Origin of the sequence: Reyranella sp. (genome assembly GCF_044224635.1) — a bacterium.
Lineage (GTDB): Bacteria > Pseudomonadota > Alphaproteobacteria > Reyranellales > Reyranellaceae > Reyranella.
Genome location: NZ_JBGAKA010000001.1, coordinates 328,132 through 341,466, shown reverse-complemented (window position 1 = coordinate 341,466; position 13,335 = coordinate 328,132). Strand labels below are relative to the sequence as shown.

Annotated in this window: 12 protein-coding genes; 7 read left to right on the top strand and 5 right to left on the bottom strand. The window is 66.9% G+C overall.

Annotated elements, in window-relative coordinates; translation table 11 throughout:
• Window positions 1-254: 254 nt before the first annotated feature.
• Genes ACILR9_RS01580 through ACILR9_RS01570 form a run of 3 tightly spaced genes read right to left on the bottom strand, consistent with a single transcriptional unit; the run spans window position 255 to window position 4,213 of the window.
• Window positions 255-1,799: an alkaline phosphatase D family protein gene (locus ACILR9_RS01580; RefSeq protein WP_395708120.1), complete on the bottom strand. Its 1,545-nt coding sequence runs from the start codon at window positions 1,797-1,799 to the stop codon at window positions 255-257.
• Window positions 1,796-3,244 carry a xylulokinase gene (xylB, locus tag ACILR9_RS01575; RefSeq protein ID WP_395708119.1) on the bottom strand — a complete coding sequence of 483 codons (1,449 nt, stop codon included), beginning with the start codon at window positions 3,242-3,244 and terminating at the stop codon, window positions 1,796-1,798. The genes ACILR9_RS01580 and xylB overlap by 4 nt, the downstream gene beginning before the upstream one ends.
• 12 nt (window positions 3,245-3,256) lie before the next feature.
• Window positions 3,257-4,213, bottom strand: coding sequence for a sugar-binding transcriptional regulator (locus ACILR9_RS01570; RefSeq protein WP_395708118.1), 957 nt, complete (start codon window positions 4,211-4,213; stop codon window positions 3,257-3,259).
• A 130-nt stretch (window positions 4,214-4,343) separates the two neighbouring features.
• Between ACILR9_RS01570 and ACILR9_RS01565 the strand changes: the two genes are divergently transcribed.
• The 5 genes from ACILR9_RS01565 to ACILR9_RS01545 are packed head-to-tail and all read left to right on the top strand — an operon-like array spanning window position 4,344 to window position 9,708.
• Window positions 4,344-5,699, top strand: coding sequence for an iron-containing alcohol dehydrogenase (locus ACILR9_RS01565; protein ID WP_395708117.1), 1,356 nt, complete (start codon window positions 4,344-4,346; stop codon window positions 5,697-5,699).
• 26 nt (window positions 5,700-5,725) lie between these two features.
• Window positions 5,726-7,054, top strand: a complete 1,329-nt coding sequence (locus tag ACILR9_RS01560) for an extracellular solute-binding protein (protein WP_395708116.1) — start codon at window positions 5,726-5,728, stop codon at window positions 7,052-7,054.
• Window positions 7,038-8,021, top strand: coding sequence for an ABC transporter permease subunit (locus tag ACILR9_RS01555; protein ID WP_395708115.1), 984 nt, complete (start codon window positions 7,038-7,040; stop codon window positions 8,019-8,021). The genes ACILR9_RS01560 and ACILR9_RS01555 overlap by 17 nt, the downstream gene beginning before the upstream one ends.
• 1 nt (window position 8,022) lies before the next feature.
• Window positions 8,023-8,943: an ABC transporter permease subunit gene (locus ACILR9_RS01550; protein ID WP_395708114.1), complete on the top strand. Its 921-nt coding sequence runs from the start codon at window positions 8,023-8,025 to the stop codon at window positions 8,941-8,943.
• Between the two features lie 12 nt (window positions 8,944-8,955).
• On the top strand, window positions 8,956-9,708 hold the full coding sequence (locus tag ACILR9_RS01545) for a glycerophosphodiester phosphodiesterase family protein (protein ID WP_395708113.1): 753 nt from the start codon (window positions 8,956-8,958) through the stop codon (window positions 9,706-9,708).
• A gap of 41 nt (window positions 9,709-9,749) precedes the next feature.
• Here ACILR9_RS01545 and ACILR9_RS01540 read toward each other — a convergent pair whose 3' ends face one another.
• Complete coding sequence (locus tag ACILR9_RS01540) at window positions 9,750-9,896, bottom strand: hypothetical protein (RefSeq protein ID WP_395708112.1); 147 nt, start codon at window positions 9,894-9,896, stop codon at window positions 9,750-9,752.
• A 159-nt stretch (window positions 9,897-10,055) separates the two neighbouring features.
• Here ACILR9_RS01540 and ACILR9_RS01535 point away from each other — a divergent pair, with 159 nt between their 5' ends.
• Complete coding sequence (locus tag ACILR9_RS01535; protein WP_395708111.1) at window positions 10,056-11,033, top strand: Bug family tripartite tricarboxylate transporter substrate binding protein; 978 nt, start codon at window positions 10,056-10,058, stop codon at window positions 11,031-11,033.
• Between the two features lie 69 nt (window positions 11,034-11,102).
• Here ACILR9_RS01535 and ACILR9_RS01530 read toward each other — a convergent pair whose 3' ends face one another.
• Complete coding sequence (locus tag ACILR9_RS01530) at window positions 11,103-11,906, bottom strand: UTRA domain-containing protein (protein ID WP_395708110.1); 804 nt, start codon at window positions 11,904-11,906, stop codon at window positions 11,103-11,105.
• On the opposite strand from ACILR9_RS01530, the gene ACILR9_RS01525 reads away from it, so the two are divergent.
• Window positions 11,905-13,209 (top strand): tetratricopeptide repeat protein, encoded by a 1,305-nt coding sequence (locus ACILR9_RS01525; protein WP_395708109.1) that lies wholly within the window; start codon window positions 11,905-11,907, stop codon window positions 13,207-13,209. The genes ACILR9_RS01530 and ACILR9_RS01525 overlap by 2 nt on opposite strands.
• The last annotated feature ends 126 nt before the right edge of the window (window positions 13,210-13,335 follow it).

The window sequence follows — 13,335 nt, the reverse complement described above, 5'->3', positions numbered from 1 at the left end:
CCTACTGTGCCTCGGCCCTTCGACCATTGAAGGCTCGCCCGGAATGCTGATGATGTCGAGCGCGGGCCGCTTCCCATCGGTCGAGGAGATCACCCGGTTGAGGGCTCGGCGTGCTGCAGCAATAGCCTCGCGGGCAGCGCGCCATGCTCCGTGTCGCTCATGCTCTTTAGACCGCGGGCGTCCGGTCCGCGGTCTAAAGAGCATGACCCGCGCTCGCTCAGACCGAGGAGGCATGTCGCCCGCTCATGATCGAATCACGCAGGCTTGGCACCCGCCACGCCGTCCTCGACGACGAAGGTCGCCAGGCGGCCGACTGCCCCGTCCTTCTGCTTCTCGTCGGCCAGCGCTTCGAAGCCGATCGTGCACAGCGCCGGCGTAAGATCGGCCGTCGCATAGCCGCGCTTGTCGCCGCGAGCGTATCTGAGATGCGGATTGGCCTTGAGCGCGCCCTGGATGCTGGCCGCACTTGGTCCCTGTGAGGTGATCGACGTGCCGACGAATTCGCTGGCGATGACGGGCTCGCGGGCCTGACCGAAGTCGCGCTTGAGGTCGGCGACGAAGAAGGCATGGCGATCGCCACCGATGACCACGGGGTTGGCGGGCTTGTGCGCGGCGATCGAGTCGAGCAGGCGTCGGCGCGCATTGGGATAGCCGTCCCAGCCGTCCATCCAGAACCGCTGCCCGTCCTCCGTGTGGCGCGCGAGCTCGGCCATCAGCGTCTGCTGGGCGACGATGGTCCAGCGGGCCCGCGTCGAGCCGAGCTGGCGATCGAGCCACGCTTCCTGCTGCTGGCCGAGCATGGTCCGCGCCTCGAACGTACGCTCCGGACAATCGGGCACGGTGGTCGGGCGACCGCCGGCGACGCAGGCCGGCGCCGAGCGATACTGGCGATCGTCGAGCAGCATCAGTTCGAGCAGGTCGCCGAAGCGATAGCGCTCGTAGATCGTGGCGAAAGGGCCGCGCGGGCGGGCGGAGGCCGGCAGAGGCTGGTGTTCGTAGTAGGCCTGGTAGGCGGCCGCCCGGATCTTCATGAACTGGGCCGGATCGCGCGTCGTGTAGGAGCGATCGTCGGCGTAGTCGTCGGCGACCTCGTGGTCGTCCCAGATCGTCAGCCATGGGAAGGCGGCGTGGGCCGCCTGCAGGTCCGGATCCAGCTTGTAGAGCGCGTAACGGTCGCGGAACTCGGACAAGCTCGTCGGGATGCCGACCTCGTGGTGACGCACCAGCCGCGACCCCCACGACTTCTCGTAGATGTAGTCGCCGAGATGCACGACGAGATCGAGGTCGCGCGCCGCCATGTCGCGATAGGCGGCGAAGTAGCCCTGCTCGTACTGCTGGCAGGAAGCAAAGGCGAAGCGGAACCGGGCGGGCGAGCTACCCGCCGCCGGCGCCGTCATCGTACGGCCGATCGGGCTCAGGGCCGAGCCCGCGCGGAAGCGATACCAGTAGGGCCGGCCGGGCCGCAGACCCTTGGCCTCGACGTGTACGGCGTGGCCCAGGGCGGGGACGGCCTGCTCGGTGCCCTGCGCGGCCAGGCGCGTGAACCTGTCGTCTTCCGCGATCTGCCAGTCGACGGCGACCGGCTGGTCCGGCATGCCACCGCCTTCCAGCGGACGCGGTGCGAGGCGGGTCCACAGCACGATACTGGTCTCGCGTGGACTGCCGGACGCGACCCCCAGCGTGAAGGGATCGGTGCTGAAAGCAAGCGGAGCCCCGCGCGCGATGCCGATCGGACAGGCGACTGTGCTGGCGGCCAGGGCTCCGCCGAGCAGGCGGCGACGCGGGATCCGGAGATTCATGTCGCCGTCACCCGCAGGTGGCCGTGGAACAACGATCGTTTGCGGTCGAGCTGCTCGGCCAGTCGCGCATCGACCGGAATGACGGCCACCGAAGCTTGGTTCGCTGCTGGCGCGATCAACGGTCCGCCGATGGCGGCACGCGCCAGACGCGCCGCACCGATCGCAGGGCCGGAGCGCTGATCGGCGACGAGATGAAGCGGCCGGCCGATCGTGGCCGCGATCAGGCGCGTCCACAACGCGCTTCGAGCGCCGCCACCGGTCAGGAAGACACGATCGATCCTGGCGCCAGCGCCGGTGAGCGCGGCGTGACCATCGGCCATGGCCATTGCCACGCCTTCCAGAACGGCTTGCACAAGATGAAGTGGCCCCGTCATGTGAGTCAGGCGCGAGAATGTGCCGGTCAGCAGGGGGTTGTCGTGTGGCGTGCGCTCGCCGGCAAGATAAGGCGTGAAGACCGGCGTGGTGTCTGGCGACAGTTCCCGTGCATCGAGTTCGGCGATCAGCCCGCCAATGTCGCGGCCGAGCAAGCCGGCGATCCAGGCGAGCGCGCTGCCGGCACTCAAGACGACAGCATGCTGGCAGAAGAGACCGGGCACGGCGTGACGATGGGTATGCATGCCGCCTCTATGCGCTGGAACGAACCGGTTGTTGGCGACGAAGTACACGCCCGACGTTCCCAGGCTGATGTAGGCCGTGCCGGGCTGCACGGCGCCCACGCCGACGCCTGCACACATATTGTCGCCGCCGCCGCCCGCCACCGGCGTTCCTGCCGGCATGCGCCACCGGCGCGCCAGCGGGCTGCGCAGCGTGCCCGAGACGGTGGTGCTGTCGACGAGGCGTGGCAGCCGCGTCCGGTCGATGCCGCAGGCTGCCAGGATGCCGTCATGCCAGTCGCCCCGCACCGTCTCCATCAGGAGAGTCGCCGAGGCGTCGGCACGGTCGCTGACGGCATCGCCCGTCAGGCGCAGGCGCACGTAGTCCTTGGTCAGCAGGATGCGGCGCGCACGTGCCAGGGCGTCGGGCTCATGCCGCCCCAGCCACAGGAGCTTTGGCGCCGAAAAGCCGGGCATGGCGCGGCAGCCGACGATGTCGGCGAAAGCCTCGAAGCGGGCGTGCAGGTCGGTGCATTCGGCCGCCGCGCGACCGTCATTCCACAACAGGGCGGGCCGGATGGCCGTGTCGGTCGCATCGAGCAGGGTGACGCCGAGCATCTGTCCCGACAGGCCGATGCTGCGGACCGCTTCCATCGCTGCCGGCGCCTTGGCCGCGAGGGCGTCGAGGCTGTCGACGACCGCCTGCCACCAATCCTCTGGCACCTGCTCGCACCACAAGGGACGGGGCAGGGAGAGGACAAGCGGGACCGACGCGGCGGCTATAGGCCGGTCGTCGTCGTTCATGACGACGGCCTTGACGCTCGACGTGCCGATGTCGATGCCGAGATACACTGCCGGTACCGTTCAACCCGTGCCGCGCAGGATGCCGAGCACGGCGCGGGCGGCCGCTTCGTCGACCACCAGGACCGAGCACAGCCTGGCGCGCAACACGCCGGCGAGGATCGCCGTCTTGTTCAGGCCGCCCGAGGCGACAATGACCGTGGCGATGTCGCGCAGCATGTCGACGGGTGCGGCGATGACGCGCCGGTTCAGCGCATGCTTCACGGGCTTGCCCCACGGATCGAGAAAGGTGCCCATGATGTCGCCGACGGCGCCGGCCGCGCGCAGCGATTCGACGGTCACGTCGCGCGGCAGGCCGTAGCGGATCAGCAGTGAGCGCCGGCTGAGATCGCCGACGCTCAGCAGGGCAACGTCGTTGGTGGCCAGCCTCTGGAAGGTCTCCTGGAACACGTCCTGGTCGAGGATGGTGTCGCGCGAACGCGGGCTGCCGGCGTAGATCGGCGCTGCCAGGTAGTTGCACTGTCCCTTGAAGCGACGCGCGAACTCGCTGGCGATCTCGAAGGTGTTGAGCTCGAGCCCGTGCGTGAGGCCACCCATCATCGAATTGATGCTGAGCTCGGAGAAGTCGCCGGCGCGCAGATGGCGGATCGTCTCGCGCAAGGTGGTGCCCCAGCCGATGCCGAGGCCGCGCACGCGCGTCTCGTCGAGATGGCGCCCCAGATACTCGGCGGTGGCGCGGCCGAGCGCGACCGCGATCTGGTCCTGATCGGTCGGGGTGGGCACGACCACGGCATCCCTGAGCCCGGTCTCCTGCATCAGCCGCCGCTCCAGCTCGACGCAATCGGCCAGTCGGGCATTGACCTGGATATTGACCAGGCCGCTCGCTCGCGCTTCGCCCAGCAGGCGGTTGGCGCGCAGGCGGGTGATGCCGAGCTTGCCGGCGATATCGGCCTGGGTGAGCCCTTCCATGAAATAGAGCCAAGCCACGCGCACGCGGAGCTGCTCGTCATCGTCCGACATCCGTTGCCTGCCTCCCGCGAGCACCCGCTCCTCCGGCCGCCGACTGTCATACTCCATAAACAGATGTATCATAGCATATACAAATGTTAGACAAGTTGATATTCATGGGCCCGGTCAAAGCGGATTGGACATGAACGGACAGCTGGCGGCGGCGCTTCGAATGGCATCGACCACGCGCGATGTGCGGATCGCGGCGGGCTGCCTTGGCGCAGTGCCCGGCGTATTGCAGCAGGCGGCGCCGGCGAACCGCTATCTCGTAATCGCCGATGATCGGACCTGGAAAGTGGCAGGCGGACGCACGGCCTCGCTGCTGGCCGCGGACGGTCTCGCCGCCGCGGATCCGATCGTGCTGACCGGTCAGCCGCGCGTGAAGGCAAGCGCGCAGACAGCGCGGGAGCTGGCAACGGTGATCAAGTCCAGCGCTGTCCTGCCCGTGGCCGTCGGCGCTGGAGTCATCAACGACCTGGTCAAGTACGCCGCCGAGCTTGCCGGCACGCCCTATGTCTGCGTGCCGACCGCCGCGTCGATGGACGGCTATGCGGCCTCCGGTGCGGCGCTGCGCGAGGACGGTTTCAAGCGCACCTTCGCCTGTGCGGCGCCGGTCGCCGTGGTGGCCGATCTCGATGTGATCGCGACGGCACCGAAGCCGATGGCCGGCTGGGGGTACGGTGATCTCGCCGGCAAGCTGGTGGCCGGCGCCGACTGGATGCTTGCCGATGCCCTCGGCGTCGAGGCGGTCAATCCCGGTCCGTTCGCCATGGTGCAGGACAATCTTGCCGCCTGGCTGGGCGAGCCGGCCGGGGTGCGGCGGGGTGAGCCCGCCGCGCTCGACGGGCTGATGCGCGGCTTGATCATGGCCGGGCTGGCCATGCAGGCCCACGGCAATTCCCGGCCGGCCAGCGGCAGCGATCATCAGTTCGCTCACCTGTGGGAAATGGAGGAGGTCGCCGTCGGCGGCGAACCGGTCTCGCACGGTGCTTGCGTCGGCATCGGCTGCCTGTCGATGCTGGCGGCCTACGAATGGCTGCTGCGCCAGGACGTCGCGTCGATCGTGCCTGCCGAGCTCGCCGACCGAACGCCGTCCGCGGTGACGCTGCGGGCCGATGTGGCGGCGTCGTTCCCGCTGCCTTTCATGGCCGTCAACGCCGAGATCGAGGCGGCGGCCAAGGCTGCCGGCCCGCGCGTTGTCGAGGCGCGCCTGCGACGTCTGCAGGAAAGCTGGCCGCGCGTCGCCGGCTGGCTTCGCGAGCGCCTGCCGGCGGCCGAGACGGTGCGGCGCTGGCTGGAGGCGGCCGGCGCGCCGTCGAGCGCGGCGACCATCGGCATCGCCGACGCCAAGCATGCCCGGGATTACAGGCGCGCGCGGTTGATCCGGCGCCGCTTCACCGGCCTCGACGTGCTGCACGAGCTGGGTTGGCTGGACGCGATGGTGCGCGATCTGTTCGCCGCGGATGGTTTCTGGAGGAAGTCCCGGGCCGTTGCCTAGGGATGCAAATCACGAAGGGAGGCCACATGGACAAGACGAAACGGGCGTTTGTCGGCCGGTTGCTCGCGGCGGGGTTGTTGGCGGGGCTCGCGGCGCCGACGTCCGCTCAGCAGCGGACCGAGATCCAGTTCTGGCACGCCATGGGCGGCGTGCTGGGCGAGCGTGTGGAGGAGATCGTCAAGCGCTACAACGCCTCGCAAACCAGGTACACCGTCGTGGCCACCAACAAGGGCAACTACGACGAGGTCATCAACGGCACCATTGCCGCCTATCGCGCCAAGAAGGCGCCGCACATCGTGCAGATCTACGAGCGCGGATTCATGACGATGCTGCTGTCCGACGCCATCGTGCCGGTGCAGGATCTGATGACGGAGAAGAAGAAGCAGATCGACTGGGCGGACTTCATCAAGCCGGTCGCCAGCTACTATCAGTACAAGGGCAAGCTGATGAGCATGCCATTCAACTCCTCGGCGCCGATCCTGTGGTACAATAAAGAGTATTTCGAGAAGGCGGGCTTCACCGCGCCCGGGCCGACTTGGCAGGAGCTGGACAAGCAGCTCTACGCGATCAAGAGCAAGGGCATCGCCGAGTGCGGCTCCTCGCTCGCCGGCGACTTCTTCTGGAGCCTGATCGAGAACTACAGCACCGTGAACGACCAGCCGTTCGGCACCAAGGCCAACGGCTACGATGGCCTCGACACCGTGTTCGTCTACAACAAGACCAAGGTGGTCGAGCAGGCGAAGCGCCTGAAGAAATGGATCGACGACGGGATCATGCAGATCGCCGGCCAAGGCCTTTCACCCGAGCAGCTTTACACGTCGGGCAAATGCGCGACCTTCTTCGCCTCGACGGCGGCGCACGGCAGCGTCGAGCGCGACGCCAAGATCAAGTGGAGCGCCACCTATCTGCCCTGGGAGGAGGGGACGACGCCGCGCAACAGCAGCATCGGCGGTGCGACCCTCTGGGTGATGAAGGGTCAGAAGGCCGAGGATTACGACGGCGTGGCCGATTTCCTTGCCTTCGTCGCCAGCCCCGACCTGCAGGTGTGGTGGAGCAAGGTGACGGGCTACGTGCCGATCACCAACAAGGCCTACGAGACGGCCAAGAAGGAGGGCTATTACACGGCCAATCCGACCCGCGAGATCGCGATCCTCCAGCTCAACCGCGGCACGCCGACGGCCAATTCGCAGGGCTTCCATTTCGGCAACTACACGCAGTCGACCTTCGCGCTGCGCCAGGAGCTGGAATCGGTGTGGGCAAACAAGAAGACGCCGCAGGAGGCGCTCGACGACGCGGTGCGCCGCGGCAACGAGATCCTGCGGCAGTTCGAGAAGCTGCATGCAGGCAAGTACTAGCGCTGCGGCGGAGGCCCTGCCGGCGGCGATCCCTCGGGTCGCCCGCCGGCAACGGACGGCGTCGGCCGGCGGGACGGCGGGGCTGAAGCGCGCCCATTATCGCGACTCGCGCCTGCCATTGCTGCTGCTTTTGCCGCAGCTCCTGGTGCTGCTGCTGTTCTTCTTCATTCCGGCGGCCCGGGCGCTGGTCCAGGCGTTCGTCATCACCGACCCGTTCGGCACCAGCGTCCAGTTCGTCTGGTTCGACAATTTCCGCGCCCTGCTCGCCAGCCCCGAGTATCGCTCGTCGGTCTGGGTCACCGTGTGGTTCACATTGGCCCAGAACGCGCTCACCTTGTCGGTGGCGGGCGTGCTGGCCTTCGCCACCGACCGGGTGATCCGCGGTCGCGGGCTCTATCGCAGCATCGTGCTGCTGCCCTACGCCATCGCGCCGGTGATCGCGGGCATCCTGTGGGCGTTCCTGTTCAATGCCCATGTTGGGCCCCTGACCCATGTGCTAAAGGCGCTCGGCCTCGCCTGGGATCCGACGCGCAACGGCTTCGACGCCTTCGTCCTCGTCACCATCGCCGCTGCCTGGAAGCACATCTGCTACGACTACATCTTCCTGGTGGCGGCGCTGCTCGCCGTGCCGGCGTCGCTTCTGGAGGCGGCCGCCGTCGACGGCGCCGGGCCCGGCCTGCGCTTCTTCAGGATCGCGCTGCCGATGATCGGGCCGACTGTGTTCTTCCTGCTGGTGATGAACTTCGTCTACGGCTTCTTCGAGACCTTCGCCATCATCGACGCAGTGACCAAGGGCGGCCCCGGGGGCGCCACCATGATTCTGGTCTACAAAGTCTACCAGGACGGCTTCGTGCATATCGACCTCGGCTCCTCGGCCGCCCAGTCGGTGCTTCTGATGATCTTCGCCGTCATCCTCACCATGCTTCAGTTCCGCTACGTCGAGCGGAACGTGAACTACGACGTCTGACATGGTCGAGCGCACACGCCGGCTCGACATCGCCTGCCACGGGCTCTTGATCCTGGGCGGTCTGCTGGTTTGCCTGCCGATCTACTTTGCCTTCGTCGTCGGCTCGCACACAACAAGCGACGTGCTGAGCGTGCCGCCGCCGTGGCTGCCCGGCGGGCGGTTTCTCGAGAATGCGCAGATGGCCTGGCAGAAGGGCAATCTCGGCCGGCTGCTGCTCAATTCGCTGATCGTGGCCGCGGGCATCGCGGTCGGCAAGATCGCCGTGTCGCTGCTCTCGGCCTTCGCCATCTCCTACTTCCGCTTTCGCTACCGCATGACGGCGTTCTGGCTGATTTTCGTCTCGCTGATGCTGCCGGTCGAGGTGCGCATCCTGCCGACCTACGAGGCAGTGACCAACGTCGCTCTTCCGTTGCAATGGGCGATCGACTGGCTCGATGTCGGCAGCTGGATCGGTTGGCTGACCGGCCGGCGGATGGAGGTCGCGTTGGAATGGAACATGATGAACAGCTACGGCGGGCTGATCCTGCCCCTGATCGCCTCGGCCACCGCCACCTTCCTGTTCCGTCAGTTCTTCCTCACCGTGCCCGAGGAGCTGTGCGAGGCGGCGCGCATCGACGGTGCCTCGCCGATGCATTTCTTCCGCCATGTGCTGCTGCCGCTGTCGCTGTCGAACATGGTGGCGCTGTCGATCATCCTCTTTCTTTATGGCTGGAACCAGTATCTGTGGCCGCTGCTCTTCACCACCGAGAAGGACATGGCAACCGCGGTGATCGGCCTCAAGAACCTGATCCCGCAGTCGGATGCGGAGCCGGCGTGGAATGTCGCCATGAACGCTGCGCTGCTGGTTATGCTGCCGCCCGCGCTCGTCGTGGTCGCGTTGCAGCGCTGGTTGGTCAAGGGCTTGGTCGACAGCGGCAAGTAGAAGGCTGGAGCCATGGTCCTGATCATTGGACATCGCGGCGCGCGCAACCTCTGGCCGGAGAACAGCCTGCACGGCTTTGCCCGCACACGCGACCTCGGCGTCGATGGCGTCGAATTCGACGTCCACCTGGCGCGCGACGGCGAGATGGTGGTGATTCACGATCCGTCGCTCGAACGCACGACGGCAGGCGCGGGTGCCGTGGCGAACAGGACAGCGCGCGAGCTTGCCGCGACGCCGCTGCACGAGGGTGGTGGCGCCGGTGTTCCCGGCCTCGAGGCCGTCCTCGACATCTTTGCCGGCACGTCGATCGAGCTGCACATCGAGATCAAGACCGATGCCCTGGGGCGACCTTATGACGGCCTGGAGAAGCGTCTTCTCGACCTGATCGACGGGCGCCAGCTGCAGGAGCGGGCGATCCTGACCTGCTTCGTGCCCGACATTCTCGAAACCGTGCGCCGGCTGTCGCCCCGCCAGCGCGTCCTCGCGTCGCTCGACCGGCGCTCGGCGGAAATGTTGGGCGGTCTGCCGGCGGCGCTGGACCGGTTTGCGGCGCTCGGCCACTGCCTGGTGGCCGTGGAAAAGGGCCTGCTGATGGACAGCTACGCGCTCTGCCTGCAACGGCTGGGTGGAGCCAGCCTCGGCGCCTGGGTTACCAACGAGGCCGACGACATCGCGACATGGCTCGCCCGGCCGATCCGCCAGATCACGACGGACCGGCCGGACATCGCCCTTGCCCGGCGTAGGGGTGCGCATCCGGTCGCCTGAGACGCGCATTGCCGACGCGGTTCGGCCTGATGGCGAAGCGGCTACTGCATCTTCATGACACCGGCGTTGAGGAGCTCGGTGAAGGCCGCCGTGTCCTCGTCGATGATGTCAGCGGTCCGCTTGGCGTCGAAGCCGGTCATCTGGTAGCCGATCGCCTTGGATCGTGCCCGCGCCGTATCGGTTGCCAAGTACTCGGTTCTGGATGCGGTGCCGACGCACGGCGCCGCCGGCGCGGGCGAGAGAGTTCCTGTGCCGATCACATCGGCCCCGACGGCGTATCGATACCGGCCAGCTTCTCGACGTAGCCGGCAGCAGCCGGCAACATGGAAAATGGGAGGGAGGAAAGCATGCGAAGACTTGGATTGATGGTTGCTCTTGGCGCGCTCATCGCCGCGGCGGCGGCAAACGTCGCGTTGGCGCAAGGTGGGTGGCCGACAAAGCCGATAACGATGATCGTGCCCTACCTCGCCGGCGGCGGCGCCGATCCCGCGGCGCGCCTGTTGGCCGAGGGGATGAGCAAGCGCCTTGGCCGGCCGATCGTCGTCGATTTCAAGGCCGGTGCGAACGGCACCATCGGGACCCAGATGGTCGCCAACGCGGCTCCGGATGGTTACACGATCCTGTTCACGCCGCCGGCGCCGATCGTGAACAGCAAATATCTCATCCCCAATCTTCCCTACAATCCGGAGAAGGACCTGGTGCCGATCATCGAGGTGACGACCTCGCCGATGGCCATCATGGCGAATGCGGATTTCGGCCCGAAGACTCTGAAGGAACTCATCGACTACGCGAAGGCCAACCCCGACAAGGTCCTGGCCGGGACGCCCGGCCAGGGTGGGTCGGGGCATCTGATGTGCGCCATGGTCGAGGTGAGAGAGGGCGTCAAGTTCAACATGATCCCCTATCGTGGCACCGGCGGGCTGCTGCCGGACATGCTGGGCGGCCGGCTCAACATCTCCTTCGACCTTCCGGCGGCGTACGTCTCCCATGTCAACTCGGGGAAGGTCCGCATCATCGCGGTGATGGGCGACAAGCGTATCCCGTCGTTTCCGGATGCACCGACCTCCGTGGAGAGTGGCTATCCGCAATTGCAGCTGAGCGTCTGGTACGCGCTGTTTGCGCCCAAGGGCGTGCCGCAGGACATCGTGATGAAGCTGAACGCCGCGGCGAACGAGGCGCTGAAGGAGCCGGAGATCAAGGCCAAGATCGAGCAGCTGGGCTATCAGACGGCCGGCGGCACGCCCGAGCAGATGGCGGAGAACATCAGGAAGGAGATGTCGGTCGTGGGCGAGATCGTTCGCCTGGGCAACGTCAAGATGGAGTGACGGGAAGCTGGCGGCGCGCCACTCCAGTGGCGCGCCCCCAGCCACGAGCGACTGTGTCGACCCCGTAGATCAGTCCTGCCGTCCCTCGAAGATCGCAACGCCCTTGGTAGGCAGCATGTCGACCAGGAACTTGTAGCGCTCCGGGTGGTAGCGCGGGATGAAGTAGTGGATCGGCAGACCGTCCGAGGCAAAGACGATACGGCGCGCTTCCATCATGGGCTGGCCGGCCGGGTATCCGAGGTACTTCTCGCTCGGCCCATCTGAAATGACGGCAATAAGCTCCTGCTCGGCGCGCGCGACGCGGCGGCTAGGCGACCCTGACAAAGACCTTGCCTTCTGTGCCGAGGGTTCGTCGGCCTCGACTTCGTCCGCATCCGTCAGGGTGAATGGCTGGTTCTGGTGGAGCGCGATATAGCGCTGATGCCGGACGAGGGCGCCTTCGATGACCTGCAAGGCCTTCGCTCCCTCGGCGTTGGCGCTCTCGGTCGTGCTCGCGATCTTCTTGACGCGGAAGATCGAGCCGTGACCGAAGAAGCCGCTGAGGCGAAACACCCGTCTGTTCGTGCCGCGATTCGTGACGACGGTGCCGATGCCCGCCGCGGGCTGATGAGCATTTGTGCGGTCAGCTCGGAGATTGCGCGCCGAACAGTGATTCGGCCTACACCGTGTTCCTTGGTCATGGCAAGCGTGGTTGGAGCGCGCTTGGCCTGGTCGTCTGCTGAGGCGCTGACAACCCGGATCGACAAAGTCGGACGAAGCAGCAATTCTGTGCTTCATGTTCCGTTGAACGCGAACGGACGAAGTGCCGGGCAGGACGGGCACCTTGTCGCGCGAGGGATTTGGCTTTGGCGAAGGAGCGGTGAGGGTTGTCATGCTGAGGGACCAATACGACCTTGCCTTGACGACCGCCTCGGCGGCCGCCCGGGATGCCTACGTCAAGGCTTCCGGCCTGGCGCTGACTTTCTATCCCGGCGCGGCCGAGGCTTACGACCAGGCCGTCGTCGTCGATCCAGGCTTTGCCCTGGCTCACGCCGGCAAGGCGCAGCTCCTGATGAGACAGGGGGACGTCGCAGCAGCGCGAGCGGCCCTGGCGACGGCCAAGGACCTGACTTCGGATGCGTCGGAGCGCGAGGCCAGCCATATCGGCTTCTTCGATCTTGTGTTCGCGGGCCGGATCGACGCCGCGATCGCGGCCTTGCATGCCCATCTTGCAGCGTGGCCGCGCGACGCCCTGGTGGTTGCCAGCGCCGCCAATCCGAACGGTCTGATCGGCAGCTCCGGTCGCATCGGCCAGAAGCGCCAGATCGCGGCTTTGATGGACAGCCTGGCGCCGCACTACGGTGACGACTTCTGGTTCACATCCTATCACGCCATGTCCTTGTCCGAGGATGGCCAGCTTGCGGCGGCGCGGACAAAGATCGAGCGATCCGTAGCAGTCAATCCGAACAACGCCCACGGCGCCCATGGCTTCGCGCACATCTGCTACGAGAGCGGTGAGCCCGAGACGGCACGCGCGTACCTTTCCTCGTGGCTCGCCACCTATCCGCGTGACGGTTTCTTCCATGGCCATTTGACCTGGCACCTCACGCTTTGCGAGCTGCAGGTCGGCAACTGGCCTGAAGCGTTGCGGCGCTATCACGATGCTATCGCTCTCGATCGGCATAGCGGCGGACCTCAACAGCGCGTTTCTGATGGAGCAGCGTTCTTGTGGCGGTCGGAGCTCGCCGGCCATCCGCGAGACGCCGCCGCCTGGCGTGCGCTGCACGAATATGGGAACAGTGCGCTCCCGCGGCCGGGCGCCGGCCTTGCCGACCTGCACGTCATCCTGGTGCAGGCGGTGATGGGCGATGACGCCGCGCTCGACATCCGCGCCCGACAGATGGAGACACTGGCGCGCGAGGGGCGTTACCCGTCCGGCGCCTATTTGCCTGCGCTGTCGCGCGGCATCGTGGCGTTCGAACGTGGAGACTTTCCCGCGGCGATCGAGGCGCTGGCGCCGCTCGCCGGGGAAAGCGAGCGTATCGGCGGCAGCCGCGCGCAACATGACCTGATCGGGTTTACCCTGCTGAAGGCCTGTCTCAACGCCGGTCGGCTCGACGAGGCCCGGCGCCTGCTGGGCGCACGACGCCCCGGCGCCTCGGGCGTTCCGGTCAAGGGCGTGGAGGCGTTGAATTGAAGGGTGATCTGGCGCCAGAACGCCGCCGTGGTTTCTGATTAGCCCATAGGAACCTTCGGCATTTGGGCTGCACCAGCGTTCCTTGGTTGCAGGCAGGCCGGCGCGAGCGGATCCGCCACCAAATCG